This window comes from Nitrospira marina, from assembly GCF_059568365.1.
In genome coordinates, this window is the sequence record NZ_JCANTH010000001.1 from 688,052 (window position 1) to 708,235 (window position 20,184).

General features: G+C 48.5%; 18 protein-coding genes. 4 read left to right on the forward strand and 14 right to left on the reverse strand.

Going from position 1 to position 20,184, the window contains the following annotated elements; genetic code table 11:
* Positions 1 to 55 precede the first annotated feature (55 nt).
* Positions 56 to 556: a DUF2141 domain-containing protein gene (locus tag LX98_RS02960; protein ID WP_496427472.1), complete on the forward strand. Its 501-nt coding sequence runs from the start codon at positions 56 to 58 to the stop codon at positions 554 to 556.
* Between the two features lie 406 nt (positions 557 to 962).
* Here the strand turns inward: LX98_RS02960 and LX98_RS02965 are convergent, their stop codons facing one another.
* Both LX98_RS02965 and LX98_RS02970 read right to left on the reverse strand, forming a co-directional pair.
* Positions 963 to 2,183, reverse strand: a complete 1,221-nt coding sequence (locus tag LX98_RS02965) for a glycosyltransferase (protein ID WP_496430556.1) — start codon at positions 2,181 to 2,183, stop codon at positions 963 to 965.
* 91 nt (positions 2,184 to 2,274) lie between these two features.
* On the reverse strand, positions 2,275 to 3,279 hold the full coding sequence (locus tag LX98_RS02970; RefSeq protein WP_496427473.1) for a glycosyltransferase: 1,005 nt from the start codon (positions 3,277 to 3,279) through the stop codon (positions 2,275 to 2,277).
* A 389-nt stretch (positions 3,280 to 3,668) separates the two neighbouring features.
* Between LX98_RS02970 and LX98_RS02975 the strand changes: the two genes are divergently transcribed.
* Positions 3,669 to 4,370 carry a hypothetical protein gene (locus LX98_RS02975; protein WP_496427474.1) on the forward strand — a complete coding sequence of 234 codons (702 nt, stop codon included), beginning with the start codon at positions 3,669 to 3,671 and terminating at the stop codon, positions 4,368 to 4,370.
* Between the two features lie 37 nt (positions 4,371 to 4,407).
* Here the strand turns inward: LX98_RS02975 and LX98_RS02980 are convergent, their stop codons facing one another.
* Together LX98_RS02980 and LX98_RS02985 are read right to left on the reverse strand one after the other, a co-directional pair.
* Positions 4,408 to 5,121 carry a 2OG-Fe(II) oxygenase gene (locus LX98_RS02980; protein WP_496427475.1) on the reverse strand — a complete coding sequence of 238 codons (714 nt, stop codon included), beginning with the start codon at positions 5,119 to 5,121 and terminating at the stop codon, positions 4,408 to 4,410.
* Positions 5,122 to 5,149: 28 nt separating this feature from the next.
* Positions 5,150 to 5,965, reverse strand: a complete 816-nt coding sequence (locus LX98_RS02985; RefSeq protein WP_496427476.1) for a 2,3-bisphosphoglycerate-dependent phosphoglycerate mutase — start codon at positions 5,963 to 5,965, stop codon at positions 5,150 to 5,152.
* Between the two features lie 253 nt (positions 5,966 to 6,218).
* Here LX98_RS02985 and LX98_RS02990 point away from each other — a divergent pair, with 253 nt between their 5' ends.
* Positions 6,219 to 7,157, forward strand: coding sequence for a phytanoyl-CoA dioxygenase family protein (locus LX98_RS02990; protein WP_496427477.1), 939 nt, complete (start codon positions 6,219 to 6,221; stop codon positions 7,155 to 7,157).
* Positions 7,158 to 7,557: 400 nt separating this feature from the next.
* On the forward strand, positions 7,558 to 8,175 hold the full coding sequence (locus LX98_RS02995; RefSeq protein ID WP_496427478.1) for a methyltransferase domain-containing protein: 618 nt from the start codon (positions 7,558 to 7,560) through the stop codon (positions 8,173 to 8,175).
* A gap of 86 nt (positions 8,176 to 8,261) precedes the next feature.
* On the opposite strand, the gene LX98_RS03000 is transcribed toward LX98_RS02995, so the two are convergent.
* The 10 genes from LX98_RS03000 to LX98_RS03045 all read right to left on the reverse strand — a co-directional run bounded on the left by LX98_RS03000 (position 8,262) and on the right by LX98_RS03045 (position 20,170).
* Positions 8,262 to 9,284, reverse strand: coding sequence for a methyltransferase domain-containing protein (locus LX98_RS03000; RefSeq protein WP_496427479.1), 1,023 nt, complete (start codon positions 9,282 to 9,284; stop codon positions 8,262 to 8,264).
* Between the two features lie 167 nt (positions 9,285 to 9,451).
* Complete coding sequence (locus tag LX98_RS03005) at positions 9,452 to 10,159, reverse strand: cytidylyltransferase domain-containing protein (protein ID WP_496427480.1); 708 nt, start codon at positions 10,157 to 10,159, stop codon at positions 9,452 to 9,454.
* A 113-nt stretch (positions 10,160 to 10,272) separates the two neighbouring features.
* Positions 10,273 to 10,965, reverse strand: coding sequence for an HAD hydrolase-like protein (locus LX98_RS03010; RefSeq protein WP_496427481.1), 693 nt, complete (start codon positions 10,963 to 10,965; stop codon positions 10,273 to 10,275).
* On the reverse strand, positions 10,962 to 12,545 hold the full coding sequence (locus tag LX98_RS03015; protein WP_496427482.1) for a D-lyxose/D-mannose family sugar isomerase: 1,584 nt from the start codon (positions 12,543 to 12,545) through the stop codon (positions 10,962 to 10,964). Before LX98_RS03015 ends, LX98_RS03010 begins: the two co-directional genes overlap by 4 nt.
* Positions 12,546 to 12,569: 24 nt before the next feature.
* Positions 12,570 to 13,661, reverse strand: coding sequence for a Gfo/Idh/MocA family oxidoreductase (locus LX98_RS03020; RefSeq protein WP_496427483.1), 1,092 nt, complete (start codon positions 13,659 to 13,661; stop codon positions 12,570 to 12,572).
* A gap of 94 nt (positions 13,662 to 13,755) precedes the next feature.
* The gene (locus LX98_RS03025) at positions 13,756 to 15,147 is read right to left on the reverse strand and encodes a surface carbohydrate biosynthesis protein (RefSeq protein WP_496427484.1); all 1,392 of its coding nucleotides are present in this window, start codon (positions 15,145 to 15,147) and stop codon (positions 13,756 to 13,758) included.
* Positions 15,148 to 15,210: 63 nt separating this feature from the next.
* Positions 15,211 to 17,589: an ELM1/GtrOC1 family putative glycosyltransferase gene (locus tag LX98_RS03030; RefSeq protein WP_496427485.1), complete on the reverse strand. Its 2,379-nt coding sequence runs from the start codon at positions 17,587 to 17,589 to the stop codon at positions 15,211 to 15,213.
* Between the two features lie 119 nt (positions 17,590 to 17,708).
* The gene (spt, locus tag LX98_RS03035; RefSeq protein WP_496427486.1) at positions 17,709 to 18,938 is read right to left on the reverse strand and encodes a serine palmitoyltransferase; all 1,230 of its coding nucleotides are present in this window, start codon (positions 18,936 to 18,938) and stop codon (positions 17,709 to 17,711) included.
* Positions 18,939 to 18,940: 2 nt separating this feature from the next.
* Entirely contained in the window at positions 18,941 to 19,186 is a 246-nt protein-coding gene (locus tag LX98_RS03040; RefSeq protein ID WP_496427487.1) for a phosphopantetheine-binding protein, read from the reverse strand.
* Positions 19,187 to 19,225: 39 nt separating this feature from the next.
* Positions 19,226 to 20,170 carry an NAD-dependent epimerase/dehydratase family protein gene (locus LX98_RS03045; RefSeq protein WP_496427488.1) on the reverse strand — a complete coding sequence of 315 codons (945 nt, stop codon included), beginning with the start codon at positions 20,168 to 20,170 and terminating at the stop codon, positions 19,226 to 19,228.
* Positions 20,171 to 20,184: the final 14 nt, after the last annotated feature.

Consider the following 20,184-nt stretch of genomic DNA (forward strand, 5'->3'; position numbering starts at 1 on the left):
CCCGCCTATTTTGCTCTCATCATATGATGTTCATGTGTGAGTATGGAAGATGAAGATGTTTTCGAGCAGAGCCTATTCGCGACCAAATGGGGTTGGTCTGTATCTTTTTTGTATAGTGTTGTTGCTCAATGTTTCAGTAAGTTTCGGTGCAGAGTTTCAGCTACCGGTTAATACCTGCCCCTCTGAAGGGAAGCCCATCCACATTCATGTGCATGGAATCAAAAACGCTGCAGGATCCCTTAAGGCAGTCCTGTATGGACCTGATCCAGAAAGTTTTTTAGTCAAGGGAGCCAAGGCTGATAAGAAACGGGAACCTGCCCTAAAAGGTTCTATGACCCTGTGTTTGGCCGCACCGGTGGAAGGAAAATACGCTGTAGTCGTCTATCATGATGAAAACGACAATCATAAATTCGACCGGAATTTTATCGGTTTACCTACCGAAGGTTTTGGTGTGTCGAACAATCCCTCGTTATTTTTAGCCGCTCCGAATTTTGAAGAATCCTCGTTCGAGGTGAATGGGGAAGTGACCCATGTAGATGTCGACATGAAATATTAGTCCCATTTCATCACCGATAGCTGGGCATGTAAACTCGTACAGCCACATGGATTGTTGCTTTAGGGATAGACAGGTAAACGGGAGATGTGGTCACAGGGTCTTCGACGTCAATTGATTATTTGCCGGTTGGTTATTTTGCCTATTTGGTGGAGGCTTCAAGGGGATAAACTTCTTGGCCATGATAATGCTCTCTCACGGCATAGAAGCGTCGTGAAATAGGTTTCCGGCAACCATATTGATTTGCTATGAGGAGCGGGGCTCGCTATGACGATAAGCCTTACTCCTCATCATTCCCCATTTTTTAAGCGGGGGATTCGAGACCGTCACGACGATAGTCCCTATCGAAAACCTTTCCGCACAGGTCTTTTTGATATCTTGCCACTCGTAACGGCCATTTAAAGGGAGATTAGGTCGCCGACATAAGCTGGAGATATTCTTCCGCAATCCTGCCCACCTCGAACTCCCTTGCGCGGGCACGCAAGTGCTCCCGGCCAAGTGGACGGTCAAGGACCTCAAGAATAGCTTCGGCCAGAGCTTTGTCATCGCCTACCGGTACCAATGGTCCAAAGGTCCCCTTTTGGAGAATCTCGGAAGGACCGCTCGGGCAGTCAGTACTCACAACTGGACATCCGCAGGCCAACGCCTCGGCCAGGACATTACCGAAGCCTTCCCAGGCCGAGGAGAGCACAAATACCGAAGCTCTAGCCATAAAGGCGAAGGGATTGTCGACAAATCCTGGCATAGAAATATCATGGGTGAGGCCCAAAATTTCAGCCAGCTCTTCAAGCTCATTCCGCATTCTTCCCTCCCCGAGTATGACCAACCGGGTTGGACGTACCGATCGGACTCGCCCAAAGGCCTTTATGAGGCAGGCAAAGTCCTTTTGCGGCACAAGTCGTCCCACCCCCAAGATGACCGGCAAAGTGTCGGTTGCAAACCATGGATGGTCAACCTGAAGGAGTGCTTTTTCTTGTACCTGGGTGAGGGCCACCGGATTGTAAATCGTCGTAATACGATCACGATGGATTCCCGTTAACGAGGATACATCTTCGGCGACGCCATCCGACACGGTCAGGATTTCATCTGCCCATGGGTACACGCGTCGTAGAAGAGGAGCAATGAAACGCCAACGCCATGCCTTTTTGCTTTGGATAATCGGTGATAGACTGGTATGCTCGCTGATAACTACACGGGTCGATCCACCAGCAAGACATTTAGCCCACAAGGCTGTGAGATTCGCAGGAGTTTTTGCCGTGAGCATCGTATCTGGTTTCTCACGTCGTAAATATTCAACCAGATCCGGGAGATACCTGATAGTTTTTGGAGGATGAGACGATAGCAAAATCGGGAGAAGCATTGACCATAAAGCCCCAAAATCAGATGACACGGCATGGAAGCATCCCCGCCATTTTGTCCCCCCCTTGAGCCCGATGATTTTAACCTTCGGTGAAATGCTATCCAGGTAAGGCCCTGAGACCTGACACAAGATCAGGTCCACTCTGTGGTTGCGATAGGCAAAGGCTTCTAAGAGATAAAGCATGGTCCTTGCGACACCGCCCCCGGCTAGAGATGGTAAAAATATCGCAAGATGTTTACGGTTTGGCGGTTCACCTTCTACCTTTATCAATTGACTCGGGAGTGGGGCGAAATCCGAGGAATTCGTCTTCATCAGATGATTAAAGGTCGCTTGAGACTCAATTAAATAGATGCTGGGATGATCAGGTGAGAACGTGTTCTCGTATCGTATTGCCGAAGCTTTTGCGCAGGGGGGAGTGAAAATAATATTTCAGGGCTTTCCACCCCATGCCGTTCCAGGCCGCCCAACAGGTCCGTATCCACTTTTCGCTGACCGCTTGTGCAATTGCATGCTGCGAATACCGGTGTGTCTGCAAATTGGCTTCTTGAAGTTTCAATAACCAATTTTCCGCCCATTGGAGATAATCGTAATCCGGCGTGAATTGGGATTTTCGCATGCGAGACAACGTTAAATGGGGACCGAGATCCTCGTCTGTGAAAGGCACCCCCAAGACGTTGAGTTGATGGCGGATGATTGCCCGCTTTTTCTCATCACCCAACTCCACTGTTTGACTGGTAATTTGATCTGCGTGTATGCGGCCGTAGACCAGGCATTCAGGGAGGTTGCCGAGTTTATATTTTTGGGCCAGTCTCACGTGGAGGTCATAATCCTGACAGCGTGGGTAGTCATTTCGATATCCATATTCCCGCAAAATTTTAGTTCGAGCCATTATCGATCGGTTACTCAGGGAACATCGAAACAACAGTTGAATGTCGACGTCCTCGGGTAAAATGGGCTGCCGCTTGATCCGTTTTAATGGCCGACCTTGTTCGTCCATCATGCGGCACCAGCTTCCTATTTGGGCAAAATCATGATGGGCATCCAGAAAGTTGACCTGTTTCTCCAGTCGTGTTGGAAACGCCCGATCGTCGCTATCTAACATGGCGATAAATTCACCACGAGCCTGTTCAATGCCTTTATTTCGGGTCTTGGGAATCCCGAGATTGTGTTCATTCTGGATGATGCGCACACGAGGATCCTGATATGAACGCATGATTTCAATGGTACGGTCTTTCGAACCATCATCTATGAGGAGTATTTCGAAATTGGTAAACGTTTGTGCCAAAATACTTTCAATGGCGTCTCCAATATATTTTTCGCGGTTATAAGCCGGGATAAATACGGTAACTTTTGGGTTGTCAAGCATCGTCGTCTGACCGGAATGTTTCAGTTATACCAAAGGAGTTCTCAATTCATGCGCTATTGGAGCTAAAACCGGATAAGATATTGACTCTTTTTTAAAAAAAGTTCATAACACATCTCCTGAAAGATCACGTGCCGATACGGTAATCGGAGCTACCCAGGCAGGCGGCAGTAACGCATTCTTCTCTAGGGGTCTCAAATCATATCCGATGTATCCCCTGTTTTCCAAATTTTTGGTTTTTTGACACCACTAGTTTAACCCAGACACTCTTCAACACGATGTCTTTTCAATTACAGGTCAAACAACGATCGCCCTTTTTCTTAAAGCGAGCCCGATATTTTTTATCTCGACTTTTTGGTGTTCGCTTGCAAAAGGACAAAAGTCTACATTTTGTGACAATCAACGGGCAGCAATTTAAGCGACTGGTTTTTTGTGATTCTTCCCTGGCTGTTGAAATTGAGCGTAATCTCGAGTGCTTCCGTGGGGACGGGATCTTCCCGAACATTGTGATTCGTTATGAGCGGGAAATCTGGGTGGAGTTTGTTCAAGGGCGTCTCATCAAAGAGGTTGATGACTCACTCGTTGAAAAAGTGGCCATATTTTATGGTCGTTTATACTCTGAAGCTCCCCGGTTGGTGGAAACGAATGCGACCATGTTCCCTGATCGCCTGGATCGGGATCTGCATTTTCTCAATCAGATTGGGATCCTTTCGAATGGATTGTTGGGGGAGATCAGAAAATCCGTGGATGTCCTGCAGCCCACACATTGTTGGATCGGGTTTGATTATACCGACCCCGTCAAGAAAAATTTTGTCCTCCATCCCAAATCTCATTTGCTTTGTGCCGTCGATGTGGAAGGCCTCGTCAGCGAGCATCTCATAGGCATGGGTGCTGCCAAAGCCCTGGTGCGATGGCTGAATCCCTTTAAGAACGAGTTTCTCCGATTGTTGGCGACTAAGGGCGCGCCGGATATTCAAGCCTATTATGGATTTATCGAATTGTGTTTTCTCGCCCAGTGGACGAAACGGGCATTTTTTGAAAGAGATTGGAAAGCCATAAAGCCCGACTATTTCGAAGGGTATCGGGGACCGTAGGACTATCGGCAATGAGCGTTAAAACGTAGGGAGAAAATCAGTACCCCTTAGGGCTTTTACCAAAGACCCGCTGGATTCGGTCCACCAGCGAGAGCCGATTGATGACGACAATGAACACCTTTCGCATGTGCCCTTCCGGGCATTGAACGGGGCGGACCCCATGCCAGGATTTATCCAATCGTTGAAATAATAGACTGAAATTCCCAATGGCTGTTGAAGCCAACGATTGTGGGAAATCTTCAAAGCTGGGAGCGCTTTTTCGGCTAAATTTCCCTTGATCGTCGAGAATAACGGTCTCCCCACCCCAGGCGGGGTCCCAATCCTCTTTTGTGTTAAAGTAGAAAATGTGGGATCCAAGTTTATGTTTGGCATCACAATGTGGAGAAACAGAGCATCCATTGGGGGTATAGTGCCAATGGAAATTCAATTCAAGGGACTTGACCCCAAATAATCGTTTTAAAAAATTCGAATAGGGTTTTCCCTGAAGCTCGGCTAGAAATTGATTCCAATGAGGAGAGAGAGGTAAGCCCGGGCGATACTCTAATGTGTAGCGATCATGGCTTTGTTGGCCATGAGCCCGTTTGACCCCAAAACGCTTTTGAAACATGGAGACATTCGGAAGGGTCTCAACCAGGCCTTGATAACCTGCCTCCGTCAGGAGATCCGCGGGATTCATCCACGGATAGGGCTTGGCTTCCTGAAAGGATTGGGCTGAAATAGCTTCTAGGGCGGAAAAGTTTAGATACGTCATAACCACAAATAATCAATCAATATTGAACTTAGGGGAGGCAGTATTTCAACAACCTTTGGGTGCAATCCTTCAACTTTGGCTTCCACCGCATATAGGAGTAACTGATAAGATTGCCTTTGGCATCAAATTTACAGACCAAGGGTTCTCCGGTTCTTATCGTGATTTGTTTAATACTGGCTTCATCGAGATGAAGAAGGAATTGTAGCAAACTTCGGATACTGTTGTTGTGGGCAACCAGCAGAATCCTTTTTCCCTCTTTGAGCAGAGGAGCAATGTTTTCCTCCCAGCAAGGAATTAGCCGGCGTTGGGTGTCCTGGAGGCTTTCTGTCAAAGGAAGGTCCTGAGGATTCAAATCTGCATATAAGGGATCCAGGCCGGGAAATCGAGAATCCTGAGGAGAGAGGGAAGGTGGAACCGCAAAAAAGTGTCGCTGCCATATCAGAATTTGTTTCGCACCAAACTGTGTTGATGCTTCCCACCAGGTCATTCCTTGGAGAGCGCCGTAATGACGTTCATTCAGTCGCCAACTTTTCTGCACCGGGACAGAGGTTAAATCCATGTTCTTCAGTACAATGGTTGCCGTTTCATGCGCTCGGCTTAAAACCGATGAGAAACACAGGTCAAACATCATTCTTTTCCCCTTAAGAATATGGGCTGCCCGCTGAGCTTCATTCACTCCTTTTTGGCTTAACCCGATATCGGTCCAGCCTGTAAACCGTTTTTCGCGGTTCCATAGGCTTTCCCCATGGCGTAATAGAACGAGCGTTCCCATTTCGTTAGCAGAAGTTTGTTCCTTGATGTTTCTGACAGGTAATCGCTTCGCAGGATTAAAAGCGAAAAGCATTGAATATAATCGTCGGATGCAATCCTAAGAATACCATAGGTTTTCTCGAGAATGAATAAGGATTTTCAAAGTGGGGCATTCTGATTCACGGAAAGCTCAATGTGAATGATTGACAGAAAGCGTATTTTCAGGAATCATGAATCGCTTTACCTCGATGCCCATGGGCAAGGATCGTTCATTGGCATCCATGGAAGATGAATGAAGCCTAAGCTATATAGCCAAATTCTCCATTTTTTCGCACGGGATCATATCTATGGCTCTATCTTCTGAAAATTCGGAACTGGTCAAGCAGCCGATTCGTCAGAATCGGCTTTATAAGGTCCTGCATAAAAATCTGAGAGTTCCCCCGTGGGTGGTTCGACCATTTTACCGCGCGCTGAAAATCACCGGGAGCCCCACTCAATATCGTTTGAGAAACCGATTGGCCAGAGAAATTATTGCGATCACTAAGCCCTGGATGACCATACCAGACAGAGCCGGATACCGGCTTTTTGGGCCTGACGATATTGAAGGAACCGATGGCATTGTCAGGTATTGTGAAACAGTGTATCAGCATTCACGAGCGGCTTTTCCCGCGGAATATTTTCAAAAACATCCTCATAAGAAATTTCTGTTTCCTATTCTTGAAGGTGCCGAATTCTGCCGCCATCCGGAATTGCTCAGGTTTATGGTGTCCCGCCCAATTCTTGATGCCGCAGCCGCTTATTTGGGAACGGTCCCGAAGTTGACCGGAGCCAGGCTCTGTTGGTCGCCGGAAAATGAAACGGTCCGATCCAGCCAGCTCTTTCATTTTGATTATGAAGATCTCAGGCAGGTCAAAGTATTTATTAATATCCTTGAGACAAAGGAGGACCAGGGGCCGCTGACGTTTCTTCCCGCCGATATATCCCATCAGGTGCAGAGAGCCATCGGGCGTGTGCTTGGTCGTGTGAAGGACGAACGAATTTATGAGGGAGGGGGAAGAAATCATGAGGTGAAGTTGATCGGACCGCCAGGCTCAGGTGTGTTCCTGGACACGTCCCGCTGTCTTCACTATGGAAGCCGGTGTAACCGACGAGATCGCGTGGTTCTGATCATCCAATTTCTCAATTGCTATTCCGCGTTCCGACCAACGGCTTCGTTCACTGTTCCCTCTGATCTTCCAGGATTTAAGCCGGACCTTGTTCAGAAGCTGGCCTTAGGGATCCATTAATCAAGTCAGCTTCCTCATGGATTATACGTTTGTGGGATAGCAATATCGTAAGGATGATAGATCTCATTTTAGAATAACGAAGGGGCTAGGACTGATGGCTCAATCAATACAATTGAATTTTCGTGTATCACGTGAGGAAATTTACTCCGCGTTTGAACCATTCGTTCATCGACATTTTCGCAGTAGCGATATTCGTTGGAAGCGTAGAGTGTTTCGATCTTGGCGGAAAAAATTTCTTGAATTTTGGCAACACAAAATTTTCAAGCGTTTGGCCACCTCCTTTGGGGGGCGGCAGTATAAAGTTAAAAACACATACGAAAACTTTTGGGGTTCCACCGAGACTGGCGCGCACCTGAGCACGAAAGGCAAGACTACTCCGTGTTTGTGGGGAGAGGATAGAATGTTAGCCAGAGGAATCGGGACAAAACGGGTACACCTTCTCTTGTTAAAACATGCTCTTGAGGCCGTGCAACCCGAAAGCGTTCTTGAGGTTGGGAGTGGCTATGGCATTAATCTGTTTGTTCTTTCCGGATATTTTCCTGCAATACAATTCTCTGGTTTGGAATTAACCAGGCAAGGGGCCTTAGCAGCAAAAAAGATCGGAAAGATGTCTTGTCTTTCTCAGGATATCGTCGATTTTGCCCCTGATCAAATTATAGACGTGAATGCGAATAGGCGCATCAATTTTTATCAGGGAAGTGCCAAGGATTTGCCTTTTGCGGATAAAAGTTTTGATGTGGTCTATACCGTGCTGGCCTTAGAAGCCATGGAGGAAATTCGCCATCAGGCTCTTCAGGAATTGGCCAGGGTCGCCAGGAAATATGTCATCATGATCGAACCTTTTTCTGATTTCAATGAGAAAGGCATTCGGTACCTCTATCATACCAGCCACCAATATTTTCGTGGAAGAGTTGACGAATTGCGCCAGGATGGTCTCGAGCCCCATCTTGTGTATTCTGACATTCCCCACAAAATTCGCCTATGGCCTGCAATGGTCATTGCCAGACCAATATCATAATTCCACGATCTTGAAGCCGATTGACTGTCTTGCTGAAAGATCGTGGTGTTCCTGATTGAGTTTTCCTGTTAGCAGGACTATGCGTGTTATGTTGATGCAATCCGTCGACGGATTCGGCGTAGAAGTTTATGGGTTTTTCGTTTTCCTAAGAAACCGATCTGTCGAAGTGTCCATGTCTGCTTGAGCCACCACAATCGCCATCTGATTATTCCTAAGGATGAATGATACTGAATGCTCTGAGGCGGCATCCCGGGAAGAATTTGAGTCTCAGGCTTTCGTGCTACCGCCCGGATGTGATGGAAATCGCTTGTCCGGCAGTTGTCAATCGTGCATTCAATTAATACAAAGCCGGCTGCCTTGAGATATTGGGCTGTGGTCTGTGCGGTGAGATGATATTGATGGACGGGACCAGACTGAAACACCGATCTTGTTTTGTATCGGGCTGGCCTCAGCGCATCCTTTTCGTCAAGAAAGAGATAGCCACCTGGCGTGAGTATGCTGAAAATTTTTTCCAGGAGCATGCGGGGGGACAGAACGTGGGCCAGGACATGATGAGTCAGGACATTAACCGCATCGAAGGGTCCTTGAAAGGGAATTGGTAACTGGGAGAACTGGGAAAATGGCAAAGGAAAGATCTCGGATAATCCGCGTCGCTTGCTAGCGTACCATCTATTTTTTTCAAACGGCTCTACGCAGAATACTTTCGCTCCCCCGTCCCGGAGCCGTGCCGAGAGTGCACCGGTTTGGCATCTCAGATCGAGAATCCGTTTGTCTTTAACCTGAATGAAACGGTTAATAATGTTCAAACCCCACTCGGCGACGGCATCCTGTTTTTGAATGTCATCTTCATCTTCGATTCCTTCACCAGGCCTACTGCGGCTACCGGGGTCGTTGGCAAAGCTACTTTCATAGAATTTGTCCAAATCCTTCTGTTCAATTTGGGGAAAAGCGTACATCAGTTGACAGTCGATGCATATGACAATGCGGCAATTCAGTTTCGATGGTTCTGCAACAACACACGCTTCTGTCGAACGGCAGAGATCACAGTTTCCCTCTACGACACGATCCCGGTTCATTACCTGAAAGGGTTGGTCTAGAAAATTACTCAAGACACCTTTCCTTGCCTAAAGAGGAAAAGTGGAATTTTGAGGAAATGATTGAGTTGGTCTGTTCGGGGCTGGACATAAGTGATATGCATTGCAATGAAGCAATTCGACCTGCGAGATGACCCCTGATTCACAGATGGTTCATCCGCATCTTGATTTGCATTCAGATCTTATGCCTGTTTTTGGGCATAAATGTATTCCGCCAATTCTAAATCCCACATGGTATCGATACTGACCAGATACTCATCGAGGAGGAGCGCTCCAGTCCGTTTACCCATGATGCTCCTTCCTTCCAGAAGACAGTTTCGTGTCATGACATATGCCACCCCGTTCCGGTGATAAACCGGGGTAAGTTGTTGCCGGGCAATGATTTGGCTCCCGTCGTGGTCATAATAGTCGATCCTGCCGGAGTCCAGGGTCAGTTGTTTGAGAGGGTGTGACTTAGAATCAGTTTCGGACAGCGTCCACACGGCGTCCCACTGTCCATTCACCAGCATCTCAATGGCATGGATGACATGCTCTGGTCGACGAAGAGGAGAAGTCGGCTGGAGCATGATCACAATGTCATACCGCACAGCATCCAGGCGCTCCATTTCTTCTAATGCATGGATCAAAACCGGCGCGTCCGATATTCGGTCACCTGAGAGGTCCGGAGGCCGGAAGAAAGGGGCGTCCAGGCCAGATTGTTTCGCACACTCGGCAATTTCAGGATGATCGGTCGAGACCACAGCTCGGTCGATGATGGGGATTTCTTTCACCAACTGGCCAACTCTGGCAACTAACGGGATTCCAAGAAATGGAGTCAGATTCTTGAGCGGAATTCCTTTGCTGCCGCCCCTGGCTGGACATACAGCCAGAATGCGTTGAGTACCTATCATGTGGTCTTTTTAGCGATACACGCCGTTGGTGATATAGTTATCGGTTTTGTGGAAATCATAACTTCCTGTTACAAAAGTGTAAAGAATCTCCAATAAAGGCGGCGTTTAGATGCTTAATGGTTTGGGTCAAGGGCATTTCGATTCTCCTGAAGATTTTCCACGATTGCTCTGAGTTCAGCCAGGTTTGTCATATGGAGTGGTGGTATCTGTGTGAATCGGCTGTTACCATCCAGAATGATTCCGGCAAAGTGGCAGCCAAATTCAGCTGCAGCCTTCCAGTCATCATCACTGTCTCCGACAAAAAGTATTTCCTCTGGTTTTGCCTGAGTTTGCTCTTGGATGTGCAGCAAATTTTCGAGTTTAGTTGCAGGGGCTCCATATATTCCCGAGAAATAGTGGGTTAGGTTTCGTAGGGTCACAAGACGATTGAGGGCTTTGGCCGGCGTTCTTGAGTTGAGGTATAGAGGAATTTTTTTATTCAACAGCCATGAGAGTATTCCTGAGGCCCCAGGGACTTCCGGACATCCGACAACGGCCGCTTCGCAGGTGGTTGTGTAAGTCTCGGCCCATTGTAAACCGCGGACCTCCGTGCCTGTGTGAGGCGGAATGAGCCCTTTCGCCATGAATTCCCGGGCAAGTTCACGGGTGATTCCGTAACGATCCTTATGAGAGCACCGTTGAAGAACTTCGGTAACGGTGGATCCGCTGGGATCATAATTCTCGACAATCTTATAAAAGGATTGAACCTTCACCTGGTTGGAATCAACCAGCGTTCCGTCAAAATCGAAGGTGACGCAAGTAATCATTGCGCATGAGGATCGGGCAATGGCGCTTCGGGAGCCTTCTCCGCTGCTGACTGCTGGGCGATTTGAAAACGTCCCCAATGATCAACCATTGTTTTCCGCTCAGATCGTTGCAGCTTATTGATTCGTTTGTCGGCATAGAAGGAATCGTTGTTATAGTGGGTGGTGGATACTTCTTCAAAGACAACCCCGGTGTCTGTCCAAAAGGAATGCCATACTCCGGGTAGGATGAGAATGGTTTCACCGGGATGCAAAATGCGGGGATATCCGTCGATATTCACGTGGAGGATGCCAAAAAGTATTTGAAATGTTTCCTCCTTCCTCGCATGATAATGTGAGGGGTGTCGCTGTCCCGGCAATTGAATGACGAGTTTTTTGCAATATTCCCGGTTAATGCATTCGATAAGGACCGCGCCCGTTTGTCGGAAATTTTCAAGGCCGTAGTGGTGCGAATATTCGACTTTAAACTCACTGCCTAATTGAATGTTGGCTTCGTTGAGTAAAGCTTTGACTTCGTGAATCGCCTGTTTAAGAGTCACGAGACCTTGATTGAGGGTGATCTCGACAGCATCTCGCATGACCGGTTGGTCCGGCGTTATGTCCTGGACGGCCGTATAGCCTTCTTTCCATGCTCCGCTTTCCATCTGCCCTTCGACGTAGGGCATGGCAAAATATACAAGATCCCGTGTGAGTTCCCGGCCTTTTTTAATGGATCGTTTGGCAAAGACCCCCCGACGAAGGCCGTCCAACGAGGACTGTTCTACTTCGGAGGCCGGTGGACGGGTTTTGGGGCCACACAATACTTTTGCCCGATGATAGGCTTCCAGCCAGGTGTCCACTTGTTGTGAGGTGGACGAGTAGGCATTCAATTTGATGGATTCGGTTTCCAGTCCAATGTGCCGTTCGAAAAGTCTGGCTCCAAGAGCGACCGCAATTTGAACAGGGACGGTATCACCGGGGTTTTCATGCGTGGACCAGCCGATAGGAATATTGGGATACCGGTTGCGCAACATCTGTATTTGATTCAAGTTCATCAACGGGTCAGGAGTTGGATACACCGACACGCAGTGCATTAACGCGAATTGCACGGCCCGATGTTGGAAGAAACTCACCACATTATCGATGTCCTCCAGTGTCAGGCCACCGGTTGAGCACACGACCGGCGGCCCGGCGCCGGCAATTTCCTCAAGAAGCGGCCAATCCTTGGCGGAACAACTGGCGACCTTCAATACATTAAAGCCCATGTCGACGGCAATATTGACAGACTCTTCATCGAAGGGGGTGCACATGGCTAGGAGCCCTTGGGCCCATACTTCATTGAGCAATGTTTGGAATTGGGTCTGGTCCAATCGGGTGGATTGAAATCGTTGGATGTATTTGAGCTCGCTGTTTGACTGATGATCTGTATGAATGAAGGTGTCGAGTTGGCGGAATTGGAATTTAATCGCTGCCCGGACTTGGTGCCGTTTGATCACCTCAGCCGTTGATTGGATGATTCCCAGCCCGTGTTCCACACTTCCCTGGTGGTTATTGGCCAGGTCCAATATGAATAAATCATGGAAATTGAAATCTTGGTCTATCATGCTTTTCCCCTTCCTCTGGCAGTTCTACAGCAATTCTAGTGCCTCTGGTGTATAGCCTTTCCGGTAATCGATTCGCACAGTGCGTTTCTTGGCTGACGAGAGATGCGCGGCGGCGACCACCAGCATGGTTTCCAGGCCTCGCTCCAATGAGAGGACGGAATCTTTTGTCTTGCCTGTCATCACGTCCTCGATGTGCTGTAATTCCCAGATGAAATCATCGGGTCGCGTTTTTTGAATGGTTCCGAATTGGGTGTCATTGCCACCGGTTTTCCAATCGACTCTATCGACCCCTGGTTGGTGCCCGATGGTGAGTTCCGCGAAACCGTCCTTTCCTTGAATCCTTGCCCACTTTCTGGAAGGGGAGGTAATGACGTCTTGCACCACCCTTCCGAGTAAACCCCCTTCAGTCCTCAGGCTAAGCAGGCACAATTTATCGTACTCCACCATATCTGTCTGGACATAATCCAGTGTCGCGGATACTTCGGTGATGCGGCCTTTTCCCAGGCCCCCACTCAAAAATTGCCATAGGTTGATTGCATGGGAATGTTCCCCGCTGGCACCTCCACCTCGTTTCCAAAAACCTAAATAACTGTCCTGTGGACCCTGTAACCATGGATGAGCCGCGAAGATGCCGCCCCAATGTTCACGAAATTCCACATCGATGGTTTCAATGGTGGATAATTGGCGACCGGCTTGAAGTGTTTCCTGCGCGGCCTTTCCCACGACGTGGTCATATCCCACAAATGCGAATGTGCCAGATTCGACCACCATCTTCTGTAATGCTTGGGCCTGTTCCAAGTTCGGGGGGCAGAGAGGTTTTTCCACAAGAATGGCTTTGGGTTTTTCCTCAAGAGCCCCAAGTGCCAGGGAGAGGTGGGAGTCTGGAGGGGTCCCAACAACCACGAGATCAAATCCTCCTCTCGGGGCGTCTTTGACCAGGGAAAGCTTGATGGCCTCGTCCCATTTTCCATAACGAGTCGGATAAATGGTCTGTTTGGTTCGATCCAATGCCGCTTGGTCCACATCGCAAATCGTGACGTTCCAACCTAGGGAACGGGATGCATGAGCCAAATGGTTGCCGATAGACCCGGCTCCAAAAATTTTTACGTTATACATGTATCCTCCTTAGAGTATTCACCGGATTCGGTATATGGATGCCCATGCATGCTCAGCATGATTGCGGTTATAGGCATTCTTCATGATGAGGTAGTTAGTTGCGAAATATTTCAAAAATATTGTCGTGCAAGGGCCTGACCTGTGTGTGGTGAAATCTTCCTAACGCGTGTTGCAAGCGCCCAATGCGTTCTTCGATATGGGCCAGGTTGATTTCAGGGAAAATATGGTTCAAATAATTGTAGCGTTGTGATCGGTTTTGATCCCCCATGCGAAATTGAGCATTGAACCGGCGTCGTAATTTTCTTGCGAGGGCCTGAGATTTTGCGGCGAATACCGTTCTCCATTTCTGGGTCGAAGGTGAACAGGTGGCGTCGAATGTTTCTAGAGTACTCACGATGTTTTCTGAGGCAAAAGGCCCTTGGAGGGCCGAAAGATATTGTTCAATTAACCGGGTTTTGGCTTCAGAGCCATTTTCTTGTGGAGACTGATCACCTGAAAGGGTTGTTTTGATGAGTTCAATTAATTCCCGGGAGGAGGTTGCCCGGCGGCTCACGGCATTCGGAAGTTGTTTGTCAAAACGGTCGGAGATGATCGGCTGATAGGAAAAAACGGGACGTTTCAGGACATACCCTTCCAAGCCGGTGGTGCAACTATTATGAATGATGGCATCAGCTGCCAATAGCCAGGGAATGACATGCCCCTCTATAAGCACCTGGACATTTGCATAACCGTTTGCGGCCTGCTTCCATGTCTCGTGATTTTCAGAGGGGTGGGGACGGATCAAGATGGTATGAGTGGGAAAGGCTGCGGCCATTTGGCCTACCATTTTCTGAAAGTACTGGAATAGCGCCAGACGGTGCCGGGCCATTCCAAGATCAAATTCGTCCACGTCCGATGGTGAAACCGTCGCCCGTTCAAGCGCCTCCTTTTCAGCACCCTTGTTGGGCCTAAAGTGGTTCAATTTACCAAAATTGGTATTGATCAGGATGATCTTCCCAAATTTTTTATGGATTGTTTCGACTTGCGGGTCCCAATATTGGCGCATTTCCGGCCGTAGTAAGTCTACCCGGGAATTTCCGGTTATATGCACAGGCATTCCATTGTATTCGGGCTGTGATTTCCAGATCCTGGCATTTTCTGGTCCCCATGCTAAATAGAGATTTGGCCGGGAAAATTCTGTCGGGCCCAATTTTTCTTTCACATACACTTCTGGCGAACAATACACAATGGCTTCCTCGTCCGTTCCTACCAACGAGTGCCCCAATTGGGCCAAAAGGGAGAAGACGATGGCATTCCGGTTATGAAGATTGGTGGGCAGGTAGATGGATTTGGGTAAAGCGGCCAGATTGAGTTGAATTTCGTGTTTTTCCCCTATAATGACGGTGAATCCACGCTCTGCGGCGAAGCAGGAAAGCAGGACTTTGGCGTCAAATTCCCTATTAAAGATTTCAACGGGAATGGTCAGACGGCGTCGCGATTTTGTCATTTCATAAATATCCGAGCACGTTTCGGAGGGTTTTTGCTCCGGTTGTGCTGATGGTGACTTTAGTTATAGGTGATCAAAGATTCCAAGAGTGGCTTTGACTTTTCGGGCGACCGTTTCCGTTTCCTTTAATTGTGGGCGTGTTCCGTTTGTAATGGGTTCACCGAACGGCCGGGCTATCCCATTCTTAATAAGGGAATCATGCAGCATGGTGAGATTTCGACGTGGTTGCACCAAACCCGCACGAATCAATCGAGCGCAAAGCCGTTCTAAACCCTGCTGTGGACGAGCCGTTCCCCTTTTATTCAAGGGCTGGGATTGGGCTCGTTGAATAATCTTTTCACTGAGCCGTACTTTCCACGTTGGGGAATTTTCCAGAAGTGGGACAATATAAACCGGCTTGCCCAGAGAAGCCGCCTCAGCCAACATGGATTCGCTTTCACCCGTGACGATAATGACATCGGCACCGGCCAAATAGGCGAAATAAGGGTTATCAGGCTGGTTCGGCTTCCATTTATGCACAACATGGTCAGGGAGTAATGTTGACTCAAGAGCGTGAATCAGGTCTTTTCCCGTTCTGGGAGACGTGACGGCAAAAATTTTTCCATGGCATTTTTGCGCCAGGTGTTTGAGTTGGCCTCCAATCGTGCGAGCCATATCGGGGGTAAATTTGAACCGTGCAGTGGCACCTCCCACGACGAAGACGATGCGAGGATGGGGAGCGTTGTCGAAAAGATTTGGCCATCGCTGCTTCACCCTATCCAAACTGTCCTGGGTTAATTCGTTCAAGGGGGCCACCGTCTCGATGCGGTGTGGATGTGGAGGGAAGCCGTAATAGGACGGAGTAATGACCACATCAAATAAGTCAGCGGAACACCCTCCTTTTCGCCCCAATTGAATGATGCGTGTTTTCCCCTGGCTTTGTTCACGAATCCATCTGGCAATTGGTGCCGGTCGCCATCCGGTAGAAATCACGAGGTCTGGCCATGGGGGGCAGAGAGGGGAAGAGTGAACTCTATCTATGCCTATCAAATTTGGAGGGAATAATCCCCATACGAGTTTTTGGATTTTATGCCATCCATAGAATCGCAACTGTTTAATTTCATAAGGCCACCCCAACGACTTCGCGAGTACTTCTGATTGAGTGGTATGTCCAACTTTGCCGTCTGAGAGTATCCAGGTTCGTGGGGGAGAACCGATCCAATGGCCTCCGCAGCGGATAAATCTTTGATGAATTCCCTTAGGTGTTTTTGTGTTGAACACAATCTTCCAGTGAATAGCCGGATAGCGGGCGCCAATTGATTCAAGGTGACTCATCCACCGGTTAATATTTTGTTTCAAGCGGGCGTGAGGAGTTTCAGCTTCATAGGATTGATCGGGGTTAGTGATTTCTATGGCCATATAGACCATGCCATGTGCACGGTTAAACATTTCTTCGATAACCCACGGGATATCTTCATCTGGGATGAGATGAAGCCCCCCGGGTGACAGGACCAGGTCGAATTGTCGGGAAGCCAGAGGGCCAGAGTTTTCCTGACAAAGATCCATTGTGGTCATGGTTAATACGGAAAGGTCTGTGGCCCGAAGGTGTTCGGGAACACTTTCGATCAGTTGCCCAAAATGACAATACAGAAGCGACTTGGCTTGGAGGGTGCACATTGCTTCCTGAAGTTCGTGTATGGTCGCGACATCCTGGAAAGGAGATGGTTTTGCCGGGGAAATATTCCCGAGCTCTCTTGTCTGTTTAGCAAATTCTGTAAAGAGGGAGGAGGGATGTTTTCGAGAAAATACAAGGAATCCTCTTTGATTGGCACTGTGCTCCAAATCAAACCAAACATCGCCCTCAAGACTTTTCTGGTATACAAATTCCTGAGGAAAAGGCTGCCAAGGTTGCGTATGGAGAGCCGTATAATGGAGGACTTTAGATTGTCCGGGCCGATATTCTTCATCACGGGCATTCCATTCGGGTTCCAATGGACCCCAGAGGTTGGGTACTTCCAAGGCGCGCTGCACCAGCGCGTTTTTTTTCTCGAATTTTGCCGCCTCAAGGGACCAGATGGCAGCCATTTTTTGGCAATCCATGACCATCACCGAAGTATCATTCGGTGCAATGGAGAGAAAGCCATGATCGTTCAAATCGTGGTCGAATAATGTTCCAGGATCAGCCAGGTAGATTTGATCGACATCGTTGTAAATCGCTCGCCCTGCCTGGCCCGCAAATGCCGGGATCGCAAAACGATAATTTGTAAATCCCGTGAGCCATTTTCGTCGGTCAAATCCCTTTAATTCCTTCATGAGATAAATTTCGTATACTCGAGCCGGATCCCGAACCTGTTCAATCGACCAGATGAGTATGCGTTCGGCTCGGCCTTGGGCCGATTCGCTTCCAACGAAAATTCGAACGGGAGTTTTTCCAGAGGAAGCTATGCCTTCTCTACCCTCCAAGATGATTTTTTCGGGTATTACCCTGATGCCGTTGGGTCTAGAGCGGTGACGTGACATTGGACATTTTGGGAATGATCAGGATTGTTGTGTCGATAGGTAATCGAAACGCTAGCATTTTTTTAATTGAGGGTTGCATCTGGTTGTAAGTCAGCAGGGCTGATGTGGGTGTCAGTTTCATGAGACAAATCAGCAAATGCCGAAATAATTTTTTCAATTTGTTTGTGTGTATGAGCGGCGCTCACACTGCATCGCAAGAGACATTCGCCATTTGGAGTGGCAGGAGGAATCATGAGGTTGACATAAATCCCATTTTCCAAGAGTTGTTGCCACATGGCGAGAGCCAATTCTTTATTGGGGACCATTGCGGCAATAATAGGTCCTACCTCTGCCCCAAGCTTGTACCCACTCTTCGTCAACCCCTCATACAAATTCCGAGAATTGGCCCACAGATGCTGACGGAGTTCTGGGTGAGTCTGGATGATGCGGATGGTTGCTCGTGTCGAAGCAACAACTGAGGGGCATGGGGAAGCGGTGAAAATATAGGGTCGACTGGTGTATCGGATTAATTCGAATTCGGGATGGAAGCTTACGCCGAACCCCCCCGTCGAGCCCAGGCTTTTGCTGAATGTCCCGACAATACAATCGACGTCCTGTTCGACTCCTGTTTCTTCGGCTAAGCCACGGCCATGTTGTCCGAGTACCCCCAACGAATGCGCTTCATCAACGATCAGAGTGGCCCCATATTTTTTCTTCACTTCAACGATTTCAGTCAACGGAGCTCGATCTCCCAGCATGCTATAAATGCCTTCAACGACAATTAAGGTCCGATAACTTCGGTCCCCCAATCGGCGGAGCCGTTTCTCCAAATCTGCCACGTCGTTATGTTTAAACCGGATAACCTCTGCGCCTCCAAGTCGGCATCCATCATAAATGCTGGCATGGGAGTCCCCATCTATCAAAATAGTGTCCCCTGGGCCTGCAAGAGCAGAAAGCACTCCAAGATTGGCCTGGTAGCCTGTGGAAAAGACAATCGCATAGGGCGCACCATAGAAATCCGCGATGGCGTTTTCCAGCGCCTTGTGGCTTGCAAAAGATCCATTGGCCATCCTCGATCCGGTGGTGCCTGTTCCTTCCTGGGCAAGCGCCTGTTGGCCGGCTAGTATGGAGTCGGGATGAAAGGTCAATCCTAAGTAATTATTGGTACCAACCAGGATAGTCTTGCAACCGTTGATAATGGCTTCTGTCGGAGAAATGATTTTTTCGACGGTGACGTGAAAGGGGTTCACCCCACTTTTGAGTAACTCGTTTCTGGCTTCTTGAATGGGAAGAAATTTGTCAAATAGTGACATGATTACCCTTTCAGCAACTTCTCAATCTCTTCACCAAGGTCCTTGACTGTTCGGATATTGGGAAGATTGTTCAGAGGGATGGAAATATCAAAGTGATCTTCAATTTTTAAAAGGACTTGCATGACTTGTAAGGAATCCAATCCCAGTTCTGCGACCAGCTCGGTTGATTCTTTTAACCGAAATCCCTGTTTGGTAAAAGGCTTGAGAGTGTCGAACAGTTGGGGAAGGATGTCGGAATAACTCAGCATATAATAGCCTTTTTAATGGATGAAGAGAACAAACCCGTGCTAATTCCTGTGGAATGGCATGAGCCTATCCGATGTGAACAACCGACGCAAGCCTTCTTTGAGGCTGATTTGCGGCGTCCAGCCAAGGGTCTGCGTCGCGTGAGAACTATTACAGACCCAATTTTGGTGGAGAAGTTCAGCAACCTTCCCTCGGGTGAAAAGGGGAGTATATCCAAAGAGGCGGGAACTTATTTCATTAATTGTCCCTCCCATCTGTAACAGGCTTGGTGGAATACGCAAGCACAGGCGGAGGCGAGGGTTGGAAAGACGAAAAATATCTCCCCAGGAATATCCCCCAGGGAAGCCATCATCAATCTCAAAGGTCTGAAAGGGTGGGTCTCCGTTTTTTAGCCAATGAAGAATAGCGTTGGCGAGATCCTCGACATGAATTAAGGAGAATTTGGCTTGGGAGGGCCCGAGTTGAACCCCAATCCCTTTGCGTAACAAGGTAAAGAGAGGGAGTAGCGCACGGTCCTTCGGTCCATAGACGGCAGGTGGACGAAAAATACTCCACTTCAGTAAACCCGCCTCACGGTTTAAAACAGATTCACCTTCATACTTACTCCATGCATATGGTGAGAGTGATGGCTCACGAGCGGCGAGAGATGAGAGAAGAACAAAATGTGGAAGAGAGGACTGTGCAAGGCAGGCTTGAATTAGGTTAGAGACTCCCATCACGTTGGTCGGAAAGAAGTCTTCTCGACTCACACCGCGAATCGCTCCTGCACAGTGAATGACACCAACCGAGTCTTTGACTAGGGTTAACAGGCTGGCAGGATCTCCCAATTGGCCTTGGACCGGTGTGATTCCCACGTCCTCGAGCTGTTGAGCCTGGCGGGGAGAGCGCGCGAGTCCACGCACATGCCATCCGCCCATCCTTAAATGTTGTGCGATGACTCCCCCAATGAAACCGGAAGCCCCGGTTAGGGCAACGGTATTGCGCATAGACCGTGGAGGAC

Excerpts from the sequence above, each read along its gene's own strand:
- LX98_RS02960 (WP_496427472.1), top strand. The coding sequence starts at position 56 with ATGTTTTCGAGCAGAGCCTATTCGCGACCAAATGGGGTTGGTCTGTAT.
- LX98_RS02970 (WP_496427473.1), bottom strand. The coding sequence starts at position 3,279 with ATGCTTGACAACCCAAAAGTTACCGTATTTATCCCGGCTTATAACCGC.
- LX98_RS02980 (WP_496427475.1), bottom strand. The coding sequence starts at position 5,121 with ATGACGTATCTAAACTTTTCCGCCCTAGAAGCTATTTCAGCCCAATCC.
- LX98_RS02985 (WP_496427476.1), bottom strand. The coding sequence starts at position 5,965 with ATGCTTTTCGCTTTTAATCCTGCGAAGCGATTACCTGTCAGAAACATC.
- LX98_RS02990 (WP_496427477.1), top strand. The coding sequence starts at position 6,219 with ATGGCTCTATCTTCTGAAAATTCGGAACTGGTCAAGCAGCCGATTCGT.
- LX98_RS02995 (WP_496427478.1), top strand. The coding sequence starts at position 7,558 with ATGTTAGCCAGAGGAATCGGGACAAAACGGGTACACCTTCTCTTGTTA.
- LX98_RS03005 (WP_496427480.1), bottom strand. The coding sequence starts at position 10,159 with ATGATAGGTACTCAACGCATTCTGGCTGTATGTCCAGCCAGGGGCGGC.
- LX98_RS03010 (WP_496427481.1), bottom strand. The coding sequence starts at position 10,965 with ATGATTACTTGCGTCACCTTCGATTTTGACGGAACGCTGGTTGATTCC.
- LX98_RS03015 (WP_496427482.1), bottom strand. The coding sequence starts at position 12,545 with ATGATAGACCAAGATTTCAATTTCCATGATTTATTCATATTGGACCTG.
- LX98_RS03020 (WP_496427483.1), bottom strand. The coding sequence starts at position 13,661 with ATGTATAACGTAAAAATTTTTGGAGCCGGGTCTATCGGCAACCATTTG.
- LX98_RS03025 (WP_496427484.1), bottom strand. The coding sequence starts at position 15,147 with ATGACAAAATCGCGACGCCGTCTGACCATTCCCGTTGAAATCTTTAAT.
- spt (WP_496427486.1), bottom strand. The coding sequence starts at position 18,938 with ATGTCACTATTTGACAAATTTCTTCCCATTCAAGAAGCCAGAAACGAG.
- LX98_RS03040 (WP_496427487.1), bottom strand. The coding sequence starts at position 19,186 with ATGCTGAGTTATTCCGACATCCTTCCCCAACTGTTCGACACTCTCAAG.
- LX98_RS03045 (WP_496427488.1), bottom strand. The coding sequence starts at position 20,170 with ATGCGCAATACCGTTGCCCTAACCGGGGCTTCCGGTTTCATTGGGGGA.